This window comes from Ruegeria sp. YTSC230, assembly GCF_059609665.1.
The window spans coordinates 156,807-176,547 of sequence record NZ_JBXWMC010000008.1; the positions used below are offsets into that span (position 1 = coordinate 156,807).

At 58.0% G+C, this 19,741-nt stretch carries 24 protein-coding genes; 14 read left to right on the forward strand and 10 right to left on the reverse strand.

What is annotated here, in order from left to right:
• The first annotated feature begins 80 nt into the window (after positions 1-80).
• The 8 genes from AC2FD9_RS16875 to AC2FD9_RS16910 all read left to right on the forward strand — a co-directional run bounded on the left by AC2FD9_RS16875 (position 81) and on the right by AC2FD9_RS16910 (position 7,099).
• Entirely contained in the window at positions 81-344 is a 264-nt protein-coding gene (locus tag AC2FD9_RS16875; RefSeq protein WP_496837973.1) for a metal-sensing transcriptional repressor, read from the forward strand.
• A gap of 3 nt (positions 345-347) precedes the next feature.
• Positions 348-1,580 (forward strand): MFS transporter, encoded by a 1,233-nt coding sequence (locus AC2FD9_RS16880; protein ID WP_496837975.1) that lies wholly within the window; start codon positions 348-350, stop codon positions 1,578-1,580.
• 34 nt (positions 1,581-1,614) lie between these two features.
• A complete protein-coding gene (locus tag AC2FD9_RS16885) occupies positions 1,615-2,043 on the forward strand; it encodes an Lrp/AsnC family transcriptional regulator (protein ID WP_496837977.1) in 429 nt (142 codons plus the stop codon).
• 73 nt (positions 2,044-2,116) lie between these two features.
• Complete coding sequence (locus AC2FD9_RS16890; protein ID WP_496837979.1) at positions 2,117-2,806, forward strand: transglycosylase SLT domain-containing protein; 690 nt, start codon at positions 2,117-2,119, stop codon at positions 2,804-2,806.
• Positions 2,807-2,815: 9 nt separating this feature from the next.
• Positions 2,816-4,903, forward strand: a complete 2,088-nt coding sequence (flhA, locus tag AC2FD9_RS16895; RefSeq protein ID WP_496837981.1) for a flagellar biosynthesis protein FlhA — start codon at positions 2,816-2,818, stop codon at positions 4,901-4,903.
• Entirely contained in the window at positions 4,900-5,673 is a 774-nt protein-coding gene (locus AC2FD9_RS16900; RefSeq protein ID WP_496837982.1) for a flagellar biosynthetic protein FliR, read from the forward strand. Before flhA ends, AC2FD9_RS16900 begins: the two co-directional genes overlap by 4 nt.
• Positions 5,670-6,755, forward strand: coding sequence for a flagellar type III secretion system protein FlhB (gene flhB, locus AC2FD9_RS16905; RefSeq protein ID WP_496837983.1), 1,086 nt, complete (start codon positions 5,670-5,672; stop codon positions 6,753-6,755). The genes AC2FD9_RS16900 and flhB overlap by 4 nt, the downstream gene beginning before the upstream one ends.
• On the forward strand, positions 6,755-7,099 hold the full coding sequence (locus tag AC2FD9_RS16910) for a hypothetical protein (protein WP_496837985.1): 345 nt from the start codon (positions 6,755-6,757) through the stop codon (positions 7,097-7,099). The genes flhB and AC2FD9_RS16910 overlap by 1 nt, the downstream gene beginning before the upstream one ends.
• A gap of 37 nt (positions 7,100-7,136) precedes the next feature.
• On the opposite strand, the gene AC2FD9_RS16915 is transcribed toward AC2FD9_RS16910, so the two are convergent.
• From AC2FD9_RS16915 to AC2FD9_RS16955, 9 genes are read right to left on the reverse strand one after another with little or no spacing between them, the layout of a single operon-like run.
• Positions 7,137-7,664 carry a flagellar basal body-associated protein FliL gene (locus AC2FD9_RS16915; RefSeq protein ID WP_496837986.1) on the reverse strand — a complete coding sequence of 176 codons (528 nt, stop codon included), beginning with the start codon at positions 7,662-7,664 and terminating at the stop codon, positions 7,137-7,139.
• A gap of 10 nt (positions 7,665-7,674) precedes the next feature.
• The gene (gene flgH / locus AC2FD9_RS16920; RefSeq protein WP_282170847.1) at positions 7,675-8,406 is read right to left on the reverse strand and encodes a flagellar basal body L-ring protein FlgH; all 732 of its coding nucleotides are present in this window, start codon (positions 8,404-8,406) and stop codon (positions 7,675-7,677) included.
• Positions 8,406-8,822 carry a flagellar basal body P-ring formation chaperone FlgA gene (flgA, locus tag AC2FD9_RS16925; protein ID WP_282170848.1) on the reverse strand — a complete coding sequence of 139 codons (417 nt, stop codon included), beginning with the start codon at positions 8,820-8,822 and terminating at the stop codon, positions 8,406-8,408. The genes flgH and flgA overlap by 1 nt, the downstream gene beginning before the upstream one ends.
• On the reverse strand, positions 8,822-9,607 hold the full coding sequence (flgG, locus tag AC2FD9_RS16930) for a flagellar basal-body rod protein FlgG (RefSeq protein WP_496837988.1): 786 nt from the start codon (positions 9,605-9,607) through the stop codon (positions 8,822-8,824). Before flgG ends, flgA begins: the two co-directional genes overlap by 1 nt.
• Positions 9,608-9,628: 21 nt before the next feature.
• Positions 9,629-10,339, reverse strand: coding sequence for a flagellar hook-basal body complex protein (locus AC2FD9_RS16935; protein WP_496837990.1), 711 nt, complete (start codon positions 10,337-10,339; stop codon positions 9,629-9,631).
• A complete protein-coding gene (locus AC2FD9_RS16940; RefSeq protein ID WP_282170851.1) occupies positions 10,339-10,611 on the reverse strand; it encodes a flagellar biosynthetic protein FliQ in 273 nt (90 codons plus the stop codon). The genes AC2FD9_RS16935 and AC2FD9_RS16940 overlap by 1 nt, the downstream gene beginning before the upstream one ends.
• A 4-nt stretch (positions 10,612-10,615) precedes the next feature.
• Positions 10,616-10,906 (reverse strand): flagellar hook-basal body complex protein FliE, encoded by a 291-nt coding sequence (fliE, locus tag AC2FD9_RS16945; protein ID WP_472722390.1) that lies wholly within the window; start codon positions 10,904-10,906, stop codon positions 10,616-10,618.
• Positions 10,907-10,917: 11 nt separating this feature from the next.
• On the reverse strand, positions 10,918-11,304 hold the full coding sequence (flgC, locus tag AC2FD9_RS16950; protein ID WP_282120921.1) for a flagellar basal body rod protein FlgC: 387 nt from the start codon (positions 11,302-11,304) through the stop codon (positions 10,918-10,920).
• Between the two features lie 12 nt (positions 11,305-11,316).
• The gene (locus tag AC2FD9_RS16955; RefSeq protein ID WP_282120922.1) at positions 11,317-11,703 is read right to left on the reverse strand and encodes a FlgB family protein; all 387 of its coding nucleotides are present in this window, start codon (positions 11,701-11,703) and stop codon (positions 11,317-11,319) included.
• A gap of 86 nt (positions 11,704-11,789) precedes the next feature.
• Here AC2FD9_RS16955 and AC2FD9_RS16960 point away from each other — a divergent pair, with 86 nt between their 5' ends.
• The 6 genes from AC2FD9_RS16960 (at position 11,790) to AC2FD9_RS16985 (ending at position 19,030) form a co-directional block, all read left to right on the forward strand.
• Positions 11,790-13,124 (forward strand): FliI/YscN family ATPase, encoded by a 1,335-nt coding sequence (locus tag AC2FD9_RS16960; protein ID WP_496837993.1) that lies wholly within the window; start codon positions 11,790-11,792, stop codon positions 13,122-13,124.
• Between the two features lie 87 nt (positions 13,125-13,211).
• Complete coding sequence (locus AC2FD9_RS16965; protein ID WP_496699637.1) at positions 13,212-14,048, forward strand: flagellar motor protein MotB; 837 nt, start codon at positions 13,212-13,214, stop codon at positions 14,046-14,048.
• A 99-nt stretch (positions 14,049-14,147) separates the two neighbouring features.
• Positions 14,148-15,443, forward strand: coding sequence for a flagellar hook protein FlgE (locus AC2FD9_RS16970; protein WP_282120925.1), 1,296 nt, complete (start codon positions 14,148-14,150; stop codon positions 15,441-15,443).
• A 34-nt stretch (positions 15,444-15,477) separates the two neighbouring features.
• On the forward strand, positions 15,478-16,929 hold the full coding sequence (flgK, locus tag AC2FD9_RS16975; protein ID WP_496837995.1) for a flagellar hook-associated protein FlgK: 1,452 nt from the start codon (positions 15,478-15,480) through the stop codon (positions 16,927-16,929).
• Positions 16,930-16,931: 2 nt separating this feature from the next.
• Entirely contained in the window at positions 16,932-17,939 is a 1,008-nt protein-coding gene (locus AC2FD9_RS16980; protein ID WP_496837997.1) for a flagellin, read from the forward strand.
• Entirely contained in the window at positions 17,936-19,030 is a 1,095-nt protein-coding gene (locus AC2FD9_RS16985) for a flagellar basal body P-ring protein FlgI (protein ID WP_282152854.1), read from the forward strand. Before AC2FD9_RS16980 ends, AC2FD9_RS16985 begins: the two co-directional genes overlap by 4 nt.
• 62 nt (positions 19,031-19,092) lie before the next feature.
• Here the strand turns inward: AC2FD9_RS16985 and AC2FD9_RS16990 are convergent, their stop codons facing one another.
• Positions 19,093-19,737 carry a DUF1523 family protein gene (locus AC2FD9_RS16990; protein ID WP_496837999.1) on the reverse strand — a complete coding sequence of 215 codons (645 nt, stop codon included), beginning with the start codon at positions 19,735-19,737 and terminating at the stop codon, positions 19,093-19,095.
• Between the last annotated feature and the right edge of the window lie 4 nt (positions 19,738-19,741).

Genomic DNA, 19,741 nt, shown 5'->3' on the forward strand with positions numbered 1-19,741 from the left:
CTCAACGCTATCCATGACAGTGCGGCAGGGACCCGCAGGTTACGTTGACCATATCCCCATGGGGAGGATAGGGTTATTGCATGACACAACACAAACACGAGTCGCACCCGCAGATCCATGCGCGTCTGAAACGGGCACACGGGCATCTGGCCCGGGTAATATCCATGCTCGAAGATCAAGAGCCCTGCACCGACATCGCACAGCAACTTTTTGCGGTTGAAAAGGCCATTACCAACGCCAAACGGGCTTTGATCCACGATCATATTGATCACTGCCTATCACCAACGACCGCAACCAAAGACCCGGACGTGGAAGGCTTCAAAACCATCACAAAGTACCTCTGACCGATGCTGAGCATCCTGAAGAACCGCGTCTATCGGCATTTACTGGCGGCTCAGGTAGTTGCGTTGATGGGAACCGGGCTGGCGACGGTTGCCTTGGGGTTGCTCGCCTTTGATCTGGCCGGTGACGCGGCGGGTATGGTTCTGGGAACCGCCCTGACCATCAAGATGGTGGCCTACGTGGTTGTCGCCCCGCTCGCCGCTGCGTTTGCGGAACGGCTGGACCGACGCAAAATGTTGGTGGTGCTAGATCTGGTGCGTGCCGCCGTCGCGCTTTGTCTGCCGTTCGTAACCGAGATCTGGCAGATCTATGTGTTGATCTTCCTGCTGCAATCGGCCTCTGCCGGTTTCACCCCGGCCTTTCAGGCAACGATCCCGGATGTTCTGACAGTTGAGCAGGACTATACCAAAGCCCTGTCGCTGTCCCGGCTGGCCTATGACCTCGAAAGCCTGCTCAGTCCCGCTCTGGCTGCAGCGCTGTTGTTGATCATGAGCTTCGACAACCTGTTCTGGGGCACAAGCTTTGGGTTCATTGCCTCGGCAATCCTTGTCGTGTCGGTCGCCCTGCCTTCGCCCAAACCGACGAAACGGAGGGGGATTTACGACCGGACGACCCGTGGCATCCGCCTATACCTTGGTACGACACGGTTGCGCGGTTTGCTGGCGCTGACGTGGACGGCCGCGTCAATCAGCGCGATGGTCATCGTCAACACTGTCGTAATCGTGCGCGCCGATCTTGAACTGTCGGAAAGTGCTGTGGCCGTTGCATTGGCCGGATACGGAGGTGGGTCGATGCTGGCCGCCTTTGTCCTGCCGTCTCTTCTGAACAACTACGAGGATCGCAGCGTTATGCTGTCTGGTGCAGCATTCGGGACGCTAACGATGGCCATTGCAGCGGGGTTGTTCGCCTCGACCCAGATGACTTTGTGGGGGCTCGCGGTGTTATGGGCGGGTGCTGGCTTTGGCTATTCAGCCACTCTGACACCGTCCGGCCGCCTGCTGACACGCACGGCCTGCCCGGAAGACCGACCAGCAGTTTTCGCCGCGCAGTTCACGCTGTCCCATGCCTGCTGGCTGGTGTTGTACCCGTTGGCCGGGTGGCTGATGACCACCAAAGGGACCGAACAGACATTGATCTGGATGACTATGACGGCCCTTTTGGGGCTTGGTGTTGCGCTTCTGATCTGGCCGCGCGCCAAGCAGAAAATCACGTCGGACGAACACGCTGACAAACCTTGAGCATCCCAAGGTATTTGCACTACACCTTGGCCCTATGGATCAGCTTGACCGTCGCATCATCTCGGCTCTGCAACACAACGCCCGCGAATCTACGACTAAGATCGCGGCGAAACTGGGTGTGGCTCGGACCACCGTGCACGAACGCATCCAACGGATGGAAGAACGCGGCGTGATTGCCGGGTATTCGGTGGTTCTGAGCGCCCCGGAAGACGCCCCGCGCGTTCAGGTCGTTGTCTTGCTTGAGGTTCAGCAAAAAGAGACCAAACGTATTATCAAGCGACTGGAAACTTATCCCGAAGTCAAACTTTGCCTGTCGATCAATGGGGAATTCGACCTGCTGCTGTCCGCCGAAGCCCCCAGGATCGAGGATCTGGACATACTGGTCGACGAATTGGCAAAGATCCCCGGGGTTTTGCGAACCAACACCAGCGTCGTGTTCGGCCGCAGGATCGACCGAAACTGAGTAGTCGATAACCCTCTGTAAACCCTGACACAGCTAGCTTGGCCCGGACTGATCAGAATCCCGGACCGGCAGAATGCCATATCGAACGATCTTAGGACTGACCTTGGTGACGCTGTTGGCTGCGCCGCAGGGTTTTGCCATGCCCAACACCCAAACGGCCCGCACCTGCGACCGCGCCGCCCAGCGCGCCGCCCAGTCCGAAGGTGTGCCAATGGATGTCATGCGTGCAATCGCCCGGGTTGAGACAGGCCGCACAGCTGACGGCGCGCTGCAACCCTGGCCCTGGACAATCAATGTTGAAGGAAAGGGCATTTGGTTCACCTCAGAGTTCGAGGCAAAATCATATGTGTTCGAAATCTTCAAAGCAGGCAAACGCAGCTTTGATATCGGGTGTTTCCAGATCAACTACCGCTGGCACGGCAAAGCGTTCCGCTCGATCGACGCCATGTTCGATCTAGATGAAAACGCCACATATGCCGCGCGATTTCTGAAAGATCTGTATACCGAGCTGGGCTCGTGGAACGCTGCCGCCGGGGCCTATCATTCGCGCACACCCGCTTTGGCAAACGCCTATGTGGCGCGTTTTCAAACCGTTTTGGCTCAGCTGGATCAGCAAGCTCCAAACGCATTTGCGACGCGCGATCCGTTTACCGGAGCTGCCGATCCATTAATTCCACTTCGAGCAGAACCTACCAACACTGGCGCTATGGGATCGCTGGCGCCTGTGGCCGGCGCCGCGACCGCTTTCATCCAATTCAACTAGGAGCTCTGTGTGCCCAAGATCGACGCCCGTTCGCTTTTCTCTCCGACCGTGCTGCTGGCGCTGGCGTTGATGACTGTCATCGTAATGATGATCCTGCCGATGCCCGCATGGGTACTGGATGTTGGCTTGTCCGCTTCATTTGCATTGGCGATTCTGATCTTCACACTGACGTTGTTCATCGAACGCCCGCTGGATTTCTCGTCCTTTCCAACGATCCTGCTTACCTCGCTGATGCTGCGGCTGTCGCTGAACGTGTCCTCGACCAAGCTGATCATCGGTCAGGGCCATACCGGCCCCAGTGCTGCCGGAGACGTGATTGAAGGGTTTGCGAACTTTGTTATGGGCGGCAGCATCTTTCTGGGCCTGGTTGTTTTTGGTGTTCTGCTGATCGTGAACTTCATGGTCATCACCAAGGGTGCGGCCCGCATGGCCGAGGTCGGCGCGCGATTTGCTCTGGACGGAATGCCCGGCAAACAGCTGGCCATAGACAGCGACATGTCCGCCGGGGCTATTGACCATCAGCAAGCCAAAGAGCGCCGCGAGCGTGAACAACAGGAAACCACGTTCTTCGGTTCGCTCGACGGGGCCTCGAAATTCGTCAAGGGGGACGCGGTTGCGGGGCTGTTGATCACGCTTCTGAACCTTGTGATGGGCCTGATTATGGGCGTGATCGTGCAGGGAATGCCCATCTCTGCCGCGTTTGAGACCTATGCCATCCTGACAGTCGGCGACGGGCTGGTTTCGCAAATTCCCGCTGTGATCATCTCGATCGCGTCGGCGCTATTGCTGGCGCGGGGTGGTACTCAGGGTGCAACCGACAGCGCGATTTTTTCGCAACTGGGTCGGCATCCGGCCGCATTGGGCACAGTGGCCATGCTGATGGTCTTGTTTGCGCTGGTGCCGGGTCTGCCCTTTCTGCCCTTCATCCTCGGCGCGGGCGTTCTGGGGTATGCGGCATACTCGGTTCACCGCAAACAAAAGGCCGAAACAGACGCGGAACAGGCACCTTCATCCGAGGATGACACCCCGGTTTCCCAAGCCATCGGGGACATCCTGGATCTGGACGACGTTCACCTGGAGTTCGCCCCTGATCTTGTCAGCATGGTTCTCAACCCCGGCACCGGGCTAGACGCACGAATTGCAAATATGCGCACATATGTCGCCTCAGGCTTTGGACTGATCCTGCCTGACATCCGCCTGACGGACCGGGCGGAACTGCCATTGGGAATCTATGTGATCAAGGTACAGGGGGTCGAGCAGGCACGCGGTGTTCTCAACCCCGATCTGGTATTGGCGCTGGTGCAAGACGGCCATGACAAGCTGCCCGAAGGCAATGACGTGACCGAACCTGTTTACGGCGCCCCGGCGCGCTGGATACTACCAAAGGATCAGGAAGCCGCGGCGCTGAGCGGCGCGACCATCGTTTCTCCCCCCGAGATTTTGGCGACCCATCTGCTTGAGATCATCAAACAGAACTTCGCGCGGCTGCTGACTTTGAAATCCCTGCGCCGCCTGCTGTCCGAGATGACACGGCTTAGCGATCCGGTTCGGGCCGAAGCGAACCGCAAGCTGCTGGACGAGCTGATCCCGGACAAGGTGCCAATCGACACGTTACATTCTGTATTGCGACTGCTGCTGGAGGAAAAAGTCTCGATCCGTAACATGGCCCTGATCCTTGAAACTGTGGCTGAGGCGCGCCTGACGACGACCCAACCCGAAGGGATTTGCGAACTGGTCCGGCAGAGATTGGGTTTCCAGTTGGTTGCCGACATGAAGCGGGGAGACGGTTCCATTCCGCTGATCCAGCTTGCGCCTGAATGGGAAGACACGTTTGCCTCGTACCAGATCGACGCGCCCAACGCTGGATTGGATGTCGCCCTGCCGCCGAACCTGTTCAACAAACTGGCAGATGGTGTCGTCGAAACCGTCTCGCAATCCGCTGATCACGGGGTGTTCCCGGCGGTCGTGACTTCCACCCGCCGACGTCGATTGCTGCGCACGATCATGCAGGCGCGGGGGGTGTCGAATCCGGTCCTGTCCTTTGAGGAAATCGGGCTCGAGGCCAGACCCGCATTGGTCGGAACAGTACCCGCATGATCGCCGTGCCGCCCGCATTGCTACCGGAACTGGCAGATGGTCTGTGGCACCTCTTTGCCGTCTTCCTGCGCGTGTCGGCGCTGGTATCGCTATTACCCGCCTTCGGGGAACGCAGCATTCCAACCCGCGTCAAGCTGGGGATCGCCGCGGCATTTACACTGATCGTTACGCCCGCTGTTCCTGTGCCCGACCACGGGCAAGGTGTGTTGCCTTTGGTGCGGATAATTGGCACCGAAACACTTGTCGGATTGGCAATGGGCATTGGTTTGCGTTTGTACGTGCTGGCCTTGCAAACTGCGGGGTCCATCGCGGCGCAATCGACATCGCTGTCACAGATTCTGGGCGGGGCCGCTGCCGATCCTGTTCCTGCAATGGGATATCTGTTGACAATCGCAGGTCTGACATTGGCGGTTCTGCTGGGCCTGCACATCCGCGTTGCGCAGTTCTTGATCCACAGTTACACGCTGTTTCCAATGGGCGTTGTTCCACTGGCACCGGACCTGTCGCAGTGGGGCGTGCAACATATCGCGCGCAGTTTTGGTCTGGCGTTCAGCCTGGCCATGCCCTTTGTCATCGCGTCGCTGATCTATAACCTTGCGCTTGGGGTCATAAACCGGGCGATGCCACAGTTGATGGTAGCCTTTGTCGGCGCCCCCGCGATCACCTTCGCGGGTTTGTTTCTGCTGTTTGCGGGCACCCCGTTGATCCTGTCTGTTTGGTCCGATGCCCTGTTCGCCTTCATTGTGAACCCGCTTGAGGTTGCAAGATGAGCGGTCAGGACGACGACAGTGACAAGTCCTTTGAGGCGACACCGCAAAAGCTGCAGAAGGCGCGCGAAAAAGGGGAAATCGCCAAGTCCAACGATCTGAACGTCGTGGCGGCCTATGTCGGTTTGCTGATTGTCATATTTGCTGCGGGGCAATTCGCTGTGGACCGTATGGGCACATTGTTCGTCGTGTTGATTGATCAGGCTGATGATTTTGGCCAACTGCTGACAACAGGTTCGGCTTCCAGCCCCGTGGGGGGGATGCTTCAGGCGGCTGCTTGGTCTGTTTCGGTCCTATTTGGCCTGCCTGCTGCCGCCGTCCTGCTCAGCCTGATTTCGCAACGTGCGCTTGTTTTTGCGCCCACCAAGCTGAAACCCAAGCTGTCGCGCATTTCGATACCGTCCAATGCGAAGAACAAGTTCGGACGCAGCGGCTTGTTCGAATTTGCCAAGAGCTTTGCAAAATTGGTGATTTACTGCACATGCTTGGCGCTTTTCCTGCGAGCCAACCTCAGCGAGATTCTGTCCGCAAGCGCGACCCAAGCCCAGTCTTCAGTGATGTTTATGATGAATCTGCTATTTCGGTTCATGTTCATCGTCATTGCGGTGGCTCTGGCCATCGGGGTGATCGATTTTATCTGGCAATACGCCGAACATATGCGCAAGAACCGGATGTCGCGCAAGGAAATGCAGGATGAGACCAAAGATGCCGAAGGCGACCCGCATGTAAAACAACAGCGCCGCCAGCGCGCCCAGGACATCGCAACCAATCAGATGATGGCCGAAGTGCCAAAAGCCGATGTTGTAATCGTCAACCCAACCCATTTTGCCGTCGCGCTGAAATGGTCCCGGACCGCCGGATCGGCACCGGTCTGCGTGGCAAAGGGCGTGGATTCCGTCGCAGCCGCCATTCGCGAGGCCGCCGGGCATGCCGGCGTCCCAATCCACCCGGATCCGCCGACGGCGCGTGCTCTGCATGCCACGGTCGAGATCGGGCAGCAGATCTCGGAAGAACATTACCGCCCCGTCGCCGCTGCAATCCGGTTTGCCGAGGCGATGCGCAAACGGGTGAAGGGGCAAATCTGATGAAACGCACACAGCTGCAGGATCTGGCCAAAATGACCGAAGCCTCGTTTCAGCGAGAATACCAATCCCTGCGCCCGGTGCTGGAGGCCGAGGCACGGGTACAACAACAATTGGCCCGACTTGACGCCCAAGTCCAACAAACCCTGCAAGAGACAGCATCTGCAGAAGGTTACCGTGTTACCGGCACAGATGTTCTCTGGAACGGGTGGGAATCGGCGACACGCAGGCAGCTCAACATGCAACTTGCGCGGTTACGAGCACAAAAGCTGACAGCCCTTGCGAATTTGCGCGTCGCATTCGGGCGCAAGCAGGCGGTTTCCAACTTATGCAAAAAACACCAGTAAGGGCCTGCCCGTGATCCAACCAAGGCCCACCGACCCGTCACGTATCCTGACGGTTCACACTCATGATCAAAACCTTTGAAACATCGTCCCCCAAATCCTTGCGCGCCTCATCCAGCAGCGCCCCGCGTAAGACGCCCAAATTATCCGAGCGGGTGAAGTTCCCGTCAAAGCCACCGGTATTGGCGTGGTCGAACAGCACCTGTAAAAAGCGGTCACGCAGCTTGGGTTCCGAGGCATAGAACGGCTCGGCCATTCCAGGTGTGACCTCAAGGCTTAGCGACATGGTGACGAGTGCTGCAATCCGATCAGATTCCACGATCGGAACCACGAATTGCTTGGTCAGCTTCAGATACTCATAAGAACCCGAACCTTCCTTTTTGTCCGCTTTGCCGGACTTTTTTGTCGTGGTATTCGGGTCTTTCTTCCTAGTCTTGTCTTGTTTTGACTCGACGTTCATATCTTTGGCAACGTCTGCCTTTTTGTCCGAAGGGGCCAGAAACACGCCTGCCGCGATGCCGCCACCCAAGCCCGCGAAAAGAAGGACGACCGGGATCAGTTTTTTCATCACTCTCTCCTCAGAATGGCAAAATTGAATCCAGGATTTGCTGCCCGTAACGGGGCTGCTGAACGTCAGTGATCTGACCGCGACCACCGTAGGACACACGCGCCGACGCGATCTTGTCATAGGTAATCTCATTCTGGCGCGAGATATCCTGAGGGCGCACATAGCCCGCGACCAAAAGTTCACGCAGTTCAAAGTTGACGCGCAATTCCTGCGAGCCCGAGATCGAAAGCACCCCGTTTGGCAAAACATCAATCACGGTCGCGGCCACCCGCAATGTCAGCTTTTCTTTTCGCTTCACTGATCCCTTGCCTTTGCTGGTCGACGAGGAATCGATCGACACGGCTTCGTCCAGGGATGCGCCATTTGGCAGGTGCTCGGCCGCGCGTTGCGGCAAGCCAAACAGTCCGGGCACCTCAAGACTTTCCGAACCGCTACGGGATCGGTTGGTGTCATTCGATATCTCGGCCTTTTCGTCCAGCTCGATCACGACCGTCATGATGTCCCCTTTCTTGATCGCGCGCTGATCTCCCAGCAGGGACTGCTGGCCACCGCTCCAAAGCGAGGACTTGTCAACGTTACGCGCCGGCTGCGTATGCAAGGGCAAGCCGGGCCAAAGCATCGCCACATGTTCCGGCGATTCATCATTGGGCGTAAAGCTTGGCGGTTTGCCAAGGTGATCCACGCGGCCACAGGCCGACACGGTGAGAACGGCAACCAACAGAGTTTTTGAAAGTGCAGACATCATTTTACCTCAATCTGGCCGTTCGGCCGGATACTTCCGGTGACGGTTGTGCGTGACGACAGGTTCATGACCCGGATACGATCCCCGACCGCGCCACGGCCCAATGCGCGACCCTCGGCGGTGATGGACAGGGGGCGGCGGTCAAAAACAAGAACGACAAGATCGTTTCGATCCACAATTGCAGGCGGACCGAAATCGCCCTCACGAATAGGACGCCCGGGGTAGAGGGCGACGCGCGCCTCTTGTCCGATCAGAAAGTCCGCATTGCTCACCGCGTTTGGAACCATCTGATCCTTGGTTTCCAGGTCAGTGGCTGAAATGATTTCCTTGGCCCGGATCGTGCGTTTCGACACCACAATTTCAGCCATTGCCGGGATCGGAGCCGCCAAGGCCAGAACAAAACTCAGAACCCGCATCACCGCACCTGCGTCGTTGCGCTCATCATCTGATCGACGGCGGATATGACCTTGGCATTCATTTCATATCCCCGCTGTGCCTCAATCAGTTCGGTAACCTCGCGCACCGCATCGACCGAACTGTCCTCAAGATAGCCCTGCCGCAGCGTGCCCACCCCATCCTCTCCAGGTGCGCCAACCACGGGCGCGCCCGAAGCTTCGGTTTCCTTGAACAGGTTGCTGCCAATCGCCTCGAGCCCCTTGGCGTTGGAAAAACTGGCCAGGGTGAACTCTCCCAGCAGTTGCCCCTCTGGCGCGTCGTCGAAATAGGCATAAACCTCGCCCGCTGGGTTAATCGAGATCGACCGCGCATCGTCAGGAATGGTAATTTCGGGTGCTACGGCAAACCCGTCCGAGGTTACGATCAACCCCTCAGCGGATCGATTCAGGCTGCCATCGCGGGTATAGCCGGACTGTCCGTTGGGCAGCGTCACCTCCAGATAACCACGCCCTTCGATTGCAACATCCAGATCGCTTCCGGTGGCTGACAGGGCGCCCTGCGACAGCTGCGCGGTCACCGCCGCCGGGCGGACACCCAAGCCTAATTGGATACCAGTAGGAAGCACTGTTCCGTCATTGGCATTGACCGCACCCGCCCGCGCCATCTGCTGATAGTGCAGATCGGCGAACTCAGCCCGCCGCGCGTTGTACCCCGTGGTGTTCATGTTCGCGAGGTTATTCGAGATCGTCTCGACCCGCATTTGCTGCGCCGTCATTCCCGTTGCCGCAATTTTCAAAGCTCGCATGTCAAATTCTCCTTGTTCAAATCATCGCATCAGCGCCTTGAGCGCACCGCGCACCCGTTCGTCTTCGGCTTCCAGAAAGCTCTGACCCAATTCATAGGCGCGCTGGATTTCGACCATGCGCGAGACCTGCGCGATGGCATTCACATTCGATCCTTCGAGAAAACGGTGAACGACCACCGGCTCTTCGACTGGTTCAATGTCACCCTCGGCTCGGAACTGCGTGCTGCCTTCACGCATCAGCGTTTTAGGATCGGCAACGCCGTAAACCCCGATCTGGCCCAGCAATTGCCCGTCGACACTCAGCGTGCCGTCGCTGCCGACATCAATGGATGACGCATCAGGCGGGATAAAAACGGGCGCGCCATTGCTGTCCAGAACGCGGTGCCCATCCATGGTCACCAGATCCCCGTCCACACTGGACGAGAAAGCACCAGCCCGGGTCAGCCGATTGCCCGCCGGGGTTTCGACCATAAAGAACCCATCCCCTTCGATGGCAAAGTCGAACTGCCCTCCGGTTTCGGTCAGCACGCCTTGCTGCAGCGAAGTATTGCGCACTTCGGCACGGCTCATGGACAGGGATGGATTTCCGGGCATATCGCGCACGAATTCCGAGAACACCAAACCTTGCGCGCGGTAGCCCGTGGTATTTGCGTTGGCGATGTTGTTCGCGACCAGCCGCATTTCGTTTATCAAACCCGATTGCCGGGACAGGGTGACATAGGCGGTATCCATCAGCGACCTCCTGCGATTAAAGGGATGAGTGTTCCTGAAAAAAAGGTGACCAGCGTCTGGGTCATGAAGCCCATAGAAATCCAGAACACGATGACTATGGCGATCAGTTTGGGCACAAAGGTCAGCGTCATCTCCTGCACCGAGGTCAGCGCCTGGAACAGACCAACGATCAGGCCCGAAACCAGCGCCACCGCCAGGATCGGAACCGAGGTGATGACCGCGACCCAAAGCGCCTGACGTACGATGTCATAGAACAGACCTTCGCTGAGCATTGCGTCAGACCGGCATCCGCAGGATTTCCTGATAGGCCTCGACCACCTTGTTGCGCACGATCACAGCCGTTTCCACGGCCAGTTCGGTCTGCGCCAGCGCCTGAACCAAGGCATGCGGATCCGCATGCCCGGTCATTGCGGCCTGCGACATCTGCTCGGACTGTTTCAACGTCGCCGCAAAATCCTGAAACCCAGACCGCAGCCCCTGCGCCATTCCGGCCTGGTCTGGATCAGCCTGCGTTGCCGGGCGCGCGCCTGCATAACTCTGGGCCGCATTGATTGCTCGGATATCCATTCTGGTGTCCTTTACTTTCTGAGGAGGTCCATCAGGCTCGACGACATCTGACGTGTCTGATCGAACATCTTGAGGTTGGCTTCGTAACTGCGCTGCGCCTCGCGGGCGTCGGCGATCTCGATCATCAGATCGACGTTCGAGCCGCGAAAATGGCCTGTGTCATCGGCCATCGGATGACTTGGGTCATAGACGCGCGACAGCGCGCGGCGGTCCAGCTTGACCCGCCCTGCCTGCACCATTTCTTTGCCGTCTTTGTTCACGGCTTCAAACGGGACCGTCTTGCGCCGATAACCCGGTGTATCCGCGTTCGAGATGTTTTCGGACACATGGCGCAAACGCGCGGCCTGTGCGCGCAAGGCGCTGGCAGAGGCGGTCAGAGAATGGGAAAAGTCACTCATCCTACGGCCCCCTTATGCCCGGCCGACGCTGCTGCGCAGAATGTTCATTGAAGATTTGTAGATCGCCAGGGCGCGGTCATGCTGACGCTTGACTTCAACGCCTTTTAGCATCTCTTCCTCGACGGAAACGCCATTGCCGTTTGGGTCACCCGAAGGGGTGGCTTCAATCTCAGCCCAGGGCTTTGGGCCACCAACACCATTCAGATGTCCCGCCCGCGTGGCAGTCATTGCGACCTCACGACCCGAGCTTTCGAATGCTTTTTGAAAGGCCTCGATATCGCGGGGCTGGTAGCCTGGCGTATCCGCGTTGGCCATGTTTCGTGCAATGACGGATTGCCGTTGCCCGGCATGTGTTGCCATTGCGTACGCGGTCTTAAAGACGTTCAGGTCATAGAACATCGGGGCTTCTCCCTCGATCAATTTCAATCAAGGCTTAACCCCGATTCCTTTAAAAACCGTTTTCAGAAACCGTTGGAGAACCCACGATGTCCGATCTCGACCCGATGCTATTGAAATGTGAAATCGACCGCCTGACTGCCACACGCCATATGGGGCATGTGGCCAGCGTCGCGCGCGGGTTTATAGAAGTTGAAGGCATCGCAGCACATGCGCGGATCGGGGGTCATGTGACCTTACGCCGACGCAATGGGCCGGATCTGGCAGGCGAGATATTGCATGTCGAATCGGATCTGATTCACATGCTGCCCGCCACGGCTCCGGACGGGGTCTGCCTTGGTGACAGAGTGATTCTGAACCAAACACCAGCCTTTGCGCCGGGAATGCACTGGTTGGGACGGGTGGTCGACCCGTTTGGCAATCCATTGGACGGAAAACCGCTGCTGTCGGGAATTCAGGAGCAGGACATAATGCAAGCCCCTCCACCTGCGGTCGATCGCAAACCTTTGGGTCAACGAATGGAGACTGGTCTTGCGATACTGAACACTATGCTGCCCATCGTTCAGGGTCAGCGCATTGGACTGTTCGCCGGTTCGGGCGTGGGAAAGTCCACTTTGCTGGCGACTCTGGCGCGGTCGATGCAGGCGGATGCAGTTGTCGTCGCGCTGGTCGGTGAGCGTGGGCGCGAGGTCAACGAGTTTGTCGAACATGCACTGGGTTCCGACGGAATGAAGCGGTCAGTCGTCGTGGCCGCAACGTCTGATCAGTCCGCCCTGGCGCGCCGCCGATGTGCCTGGTCCGCGATGTCGGTAGCAGAGTATCTGCGAGACCGGGGGCTGAATGTCCTGTTCCTGGTCGATTCCGTCACCCGTTTTGCCGAAGCGCATCGCGAGATTGCTGTTGCTACAGGTGAGCAACCGTCGCTTCGCGGGTTTCCACCTTCAGTGACCCCATTGATTGCGGGCCTTTGCGAGCGCGCGGGTCCGGGCACCGGCGAACAGGGCGACATCACCGCCGTATTTAGTGTTTTGGTCGCAGGATCGGACATGGATGAACCAATAGCCGATATCCTGCGCGGTGTACTGGACGGCCACATTGTCCTGAGCCGCGAGATTGCCGAGCGTGGCCGGTTTCCCGCGATCGACCTCAGCCGCTCTGTCTCGCGCAGCCTGCCCGGTGCGGCCACAGAGGAAGAAAACCAGTTGATCTCGCAAGCCCGCCGACTGGTTGGCAGCTATGAACAGTCCGAGGTGATGATCAAAGCTGGGCTCTATTCTGAGGGCGCCGATCCGCTGTTGGATCAGGCCGTGCGCGTGCATGATGAGCTGGACGCCTTTTTTGCCCGATCCGAAACGGACGGAATCAAGAATAGTTTTGACCGCCTGCAACTGATCCTCCGCCGGTCGGGAACCGCTTTGGCATAGCAGCGATATCGCGACAGTTTTAAACGTTAAGCCCGCCTTAAGACCTGCACTGCTACCTCGGTAGCGGGTGATAAAAAGGTGGTGGAGATGGGTGCGCAATCCAATGCAGCGCCAATCATCATCAAGAAGAAACGTGTGTCCGGTGGCGAAGGTCACCACGGTGGCGCGTGGAAAGTCGCATATGCCGACTTTGTCACGGCCATGATGGCGTTCTTCATGTTGATGTGGCTGCTGAATGCAACGACGGAAAAACAACGCAAAGGACTGGCGGATTACTTTTCGCCTACAATCCCGGTGAATCCGGTGTCAGGCGGCGGTGACGGCGCCTTTGGCGGCAACAATATGTTCTCTGAAAAGACCATGGTGATGGATGGTTCGGGCGCCAGCCAGAAAAGCCCGACGGTTGCCCGGCAGGCGCGCGGTTCGGTCGGCGTGAACGCGGAAGGTGGTAAAGAGACCGTCGAGGATTTTTCGACACTCGAAGCCGAGCTTCTGGGGCGCACGGGCGAAAGTCTGGTTTCGGACAAGGTCCGGAAACATATCGTCACACGCGTCACTGACGAAGGCTTGGTTGTCGAGCTGTTCGATACCGAGGATCAACCGCTGTTCGAATCGGGAACCGACAAGCCCACCGCCATGATGCGCGCGCTCGCCTTGCTGGTGGCGCGATCTTCGGACCTGGTGCAGAACTCCATTGCTGTCGAGGGACATGTGCGTGCCTCGCCGGTCGTTCTGGCGCAAAACCCGGCCTGGGATTTGTCGACGACCCGCGCTCAGGCCGTGCGCCAGATGTTGCAAGGTAAGGGTCTGGCTGCCGAAAGGCTGGATCGGGTCACGGGGCACGCAGACCGCGAGTTGACGGCCAAAAACCCGATGGCGGTTCGCAACAACAGGATCGAGATCATTTTTCTGCGCACGCCGTAGAATTCAAAAGGATAGAACGCATTTTACCTGTTAGCGTGCTGTTAAGGGCCAGTACGTTAGCTGTTGCATCACGTTTTGACGCAACAGAAGGGCGTGCCAATGACAATTTCCTCTTCGCTGAATGCCGGTGTGGCCGCTTTGAAGGCCAACGCGAACCGGCTGGCGACCATCTCTGACAATATCGCCAACTCGTCCACCTTTGGCTACAAACGGGTTGAGACCGACTTTCACTCGATGGTCACCTCCGGTCAGGGCGGAAGCTATTCGGCAGGTGGTGTCAGAACCACAAGTCAACGCATGATCGACCAGCGCGGATCGCTGGTCACAACGAACAATTCAACCGACCTGGCAGTGCGCGGCCGTGGCCTGCTACCCGTGCGGCCCAGCTCTCAGGTGGCGTCAAACTCGAATGAAATGCTTCTGACCACAACCGGCTCGTTTCGCACCAATGAGCAGGGTCATCTGGTAACGCAATCGGGGCTTGTTTTGTTGGGTTGGCCCGCTGGCCCGGACGGATCGATCCCTAATGTGCCAAGGGATACACCAGCTGCGCTGGAACCCGTCAAACTCAGCGTCAATCAATTGACCGGCTCGCCGACCACAAGCATGAACCTGCGCATGAACCTTCCGGCCACGGCGACGGATGCCGGCGCACCGGGTGACGCACAGCCTTTGTCGGTTGAATATTTTGACAACCTCGGAAAATCAGAATCCGTAAACATTGAACTGGTCCCGACTGTGCCCGGAACAGGATCCAGCAATGAATGGACCATGACGCTGCGCGATACCGCATCTGGCGGTGCGGTGATCGGAGAGTACCGCCTGACCTTCACCGACAGCCGAACCGCAGGCGGCACGCTGGCCAGCGTGACTACCATTTCAGGTGGTGCTTACGATCCGGCAAATGGCAGTTTTGTGGTAAACGTAGATGGTGGGCCGATGGAGATTAATATCGGTCAGATTGGCGACAAAGATGGGATTACCCAGCTGTCGGATACATTTGCCCCAGTATCAATCACGCGCGACGGTGCCCCGGTTGCGACGATGACCGGCGTAAAGGTGGATGAAAACGGATATGTCTACGCGCAATACGACAGCGGTGTCAGCCGGCGCGTGTACCAGATTCCGCTTGTCGATGTTCCCAACCCGAATGGGCTAACGGCGCTGGATAATCAGACCTATGCCCCATCCCGCGACAGCGGAACGTTCTTCCTTTGGAACGCGGGCGATGGGCCGACCGGCGATCTGGTATCCTTTGCACGCGAGGAATCCACGACCGATGTCGCAACTGAACTGACCTCGATGATCCAGACGCAACGGGCGTTTTCCTCCAGCGCCAAAGTGATCCAGACAGTCGACGAGATGCTGCAGGAAACCACAAACATCAAACGTTGATCTGGGGCATTCAGCTAGGGAAAGGACCTGTCCGATGAACATGACGACAGCATTGAACAACGCGTTGGGCGGTCTGACCGCCGCAAGCCGCGGGGCCGCAGTTGTCTCGGGTAATATCGCCAACGCCCTGACACCGGGCTATGCGCGTCGCTCGCTGGAATTGGCGACAAGTCCGATCTCGGGCAACGGCGTGCGCACCGTCGGCGTGACGCGCCATCAGGACCCGGCCCTGATCGCCAACCGGCGCGATTCCGACGCAAATCTTGCTGGTACAAGCGCAATTTCAGAGTTCTACACCCGTTTTGAAAAGGCCGTGGGTTCGGTTGATGACCCCAATTCCATTGCCTCTCGGTTGACCGAATTTGAGAACGACATGACAACGGCCGCCAGCTTGCCCGATTCCAAAGTGCGGCTGGATCAGGCGGCCCGCGCTGCCCGGGATTTGGCGGACAGCCTTAACGCGGCATCCGAAGGTTTGCGTCAGGCGCGTTCGGACGCAGACAGGACCATCGGCAAGCAGGTCAACCGCCTGAGCCAGTCCTTGCAGGACATCGAAAACCTGAACAACAAGATCCCCAGCATCAAGAATTCTGGAGGCGATATCAATGCCTTGCTGGATCAGCGCCAGGTATTGATTGATCAAGTGAACGAACTGATGCCGGTCAATGTCGTAGCGCGGGATAACGACCGTGTGTCGCTATATTCAGATGGCGGCCTGATCCTTTTAGAGGGGCAGGCAGCAGAATTCAGTTTTACGACTACCGGCGAAACCAAGCCGCACATGACAATTGCCAACAGCCTTTTGTCCGGTCTTGAAGTGAACGGGCAGCCTGTGCGCACCGGCGGCAATAGTGCGCAGCTTAGGGGCGGCGCGCTGGCGGCTCAGTTCGAGATTCGCGATGAACTGGCGGTTGAGGCTCAAGTACACTTGGACACCGCCGCCCAAGACCTGATCGAACGGTTCGAGACCGCCGGTCTTGATCCGACCGTCGCGGCAACTGATCCCGGCGTGTTCACCGATGATGGCAATCGCTACGACGCAACTGCGGCAATCGGATTGGCTTCGCGCATACGCTTGAACGTGACGGTGGACCCCGATGCTGGTGGTGACAGCTGGAAATTGCGGACGGGCCTCGGCGCCGCCACTCCAGGGGATCCGGGCGATGCAGCGCAGCTGAGGACCTTTAGCGCGGTCCTGAACGATGCCCGTCCCGTTGCCGGGGCGGTATTTGGCACCGGCAACATGCGAGCTGCGGAAATTGCCGAGGCACTGCTGTCTAAGGCCGGGGCAAACGCCCATGCCGCCGAGGGGCGCATGACATTCGCCAAGCAATCACAACTAGAAATGGCCAAGATCGAAACCGAACGCGGCGTGGATACTGACACCGAACTGCAAAATCTGATGCAGATCGAAAAGGCATATGCCGCGAATGCGCGGCTCATCTCGACCGTGGATGAGATGATGGACACTCTGCTGAGGTTATGACGATGAATTTGACATCCATAGGTGATCTGGCGCGCGGATTGACGCTGAGAACCCGGTCGACCGAGATCAAAAATCAGATCGAAACACTGTCCTACGAATTGTCATCCGGACGGGTTCAGGACTTGTCTGGCCATTTGGACGGTGATTACTCTCATCTGCTGGATCTGGATCGCAGCCTGTCCAGACTGGATGCGTTCAAAGTATCGACCGCCGAAGCCGGGTTGTTCACGGATGCGATGCAGCTGAGCCTGAACACAGTTGCCGGCGCTGTTGGGGGGATTACCGCCTCACTTCTGTCCTTTGGCACCTCAAATCAGGCGGTGACCCACGAAAACGCATCGGCTCAGGCCAGAAACGAACTGGACGCGATCGTATCTGCGTTGAACACCCGCGCCGGAGGGCGCAGCCTTTACTCGGGCACCGCAACGGATGTCTCTCCGCTTCCGTCCGCTGACACGCTGATCACCGCGCTAGAGGCCGAGTTGACGGGCGCAGCTACTGTCGCGGACATCCGGCAGAGGGCAGAGGATTGGTTCAACGATCCTACCGGTTTCGATGCGGTAATTTATCAGGGATCCGGCACAAAACTGGCCCCCATGCAGATATCCGAGAATGAAAGCGTTTCAATTCCTGTGACAGCGACCGACCCAGCCATCAAAGCCGCAATTCGCGACATTGCAGTCGCAGCCGTGGTCGCGGACAGCGGTCTGAATGTCCCGACGCAACAAAGAACGGCCCTGTTCAAACAATTGGGCGTCGATCTGGTCAACGCCAAGGATCAGTTGGTAGGGCTGCGCGCCGATGTCGGCGCGACCGAAGCTGGAATCGAACAGGCGCAAACGCGAAATAATGCGGCGCGGACCAGCCTGCAAAGCAGCCGAAGCAAATTGATCGCGGCGGATCCCTATGAAACCGCCACTCAGTTGCAAACCGTGCAGTTCCAACTGGAAAGCCTGTATTCGGTCACCGTTCGCAACGCGAACCTGTCGCTGGTGAATTTCCTGAGATGAGAGTTCTTGTTTTTCTTCTGATGTTGCTTCCTGGCCTGGCCTCCGCCGGCGCGATCCGACTGAAAGATCTGGTGGACTTCGACGGAGTCCGCGGAAACGATCTGGTCGGTTACGGTCTGGTTGTGGGGCTGAATGGAACCGGTGACGGGCTCAGGAATTCGCCCTTTACCGAAGAGATCATGTCCAACATTCTCGAAAGGTTGGGCGTCAACGTCAACGGCGAGGACTTCCGCCCCAAAAACGTGGCCGCTGTTCTAGTGACTGCAAGCCTGCCGCCTTTTTCGCGCGTTGGGGGGCAGATCGACGTGACGGTCTCTGCCATCGGAGATTCCAAAAGTCTACTGGGCGGTACGCTGATCATGACGCCATTGAACGCTGCTGACGGGCAGATTTACGCTGTTGCGCAAGGCACCGTTTTGGCAGGCGGCGTGTCGGCTGAGGGAGAGGCCGCCTCGGTTGTGCAGGGCGTTCCTACTTCCGGTGTGATCCCCTCCGGAGCAAGGGTAGAACGTGAAATCGATTTCGAACTTTCGGCTCTTACCCAGATGCGCCTTGCTTTGCGAGAGCCTGATTTTACTACGGCAGGCAGGATCGAGCTTGCCATCAATACCGAGTTCAACAGCGCGGTGGCCATCATGCGCGATTCCGGGACGGTTGAGCTGAACATCGCGGCAACGCAGGCAATTTCGACCGCCCACGCGCTTGGGCGGATCGAGAACATTCTGGTCGAACCCGAAACCAAGGCCCGCGTCGTGGTCGATCAGCGTTCGGGCACGATTGTGATGGGGCAGGAAGTGCGGATATCCCGCGTGGCGGTCTCGCAGGGCAACCTTACGCTAACAGTCGAAGAGGCGCCGATTGCGGTTCAACCCAACCCCTTCGCGCGCGGCGAGACCGTTGTGGTGCCCAGAACAATCGCGGGAATAGAAGAAGAGGAAGGCACCGGACTGGCTGAAATACCCGAAGCAGCAACCTTGTCCGAAGTTGTGGCAGGTCTGAATGCGCTTGGGGTGTCGCCCCGCGACATGATCGACATTTTGAAGACGATCAAAGCCGCCGGAGCGCTGCACGCCGAATTTATCGTACGCTGAGGAACACAGGCCAACAGGTCACCGCCAAGGCTGAGGGAGGTGCCAAACGGCCCCACCAAAAACTATTGGGATTTCCAACTGTTCAGCCACTTTCGGAACCTGCTGCCCTGCTCTTCTATGGCGTCGCCAGCGGCATAAAGGCCATCTTCCATATTCTCGATCACGGGATCAACCCGCGCCTCGCGAAACCGGCGCCAGCGGACCCAAAGGGCCCAAACTATCGCGAAGAATACGGTCAGGAAAATGATATTGAACCAGGGAATAATCCGAACGTCTTGGCTGTCTACTGACCAAATCTTCACTGCATTCGGGAAAATCGACAGGAACTCACTTCGCCAACCGTAGTGGCGAACAACCACCCAGCGAGGCGCTTCGTTTGTTGATTTCAAGTCTGCGGCTTCGGCCTGCAGGTTCGACGAGTTTAGTTTAAAATAAGGTGGCCAGCCCCAGCCCGTGTCTTCGTTCCGATACACCATGACCTTGCCGTTGGTCTTGCGGGTCTGAATGAAAAACACATCGCGGTTTGGCGTTGTCGCATCACTGCCGACGTCATGAACCGACCAGAAGATGCTGTTCTCACCGGGGTCGATCCGTTTCTCATAGGTATCCGAAATCCGAACCACATCGTGCTGCGGAAGGGTGTAATTCAACACCGCGGCAATTGTGCCCCAGAACAGGATGATGATAGCCCATTTGATGTAACGCATCAGC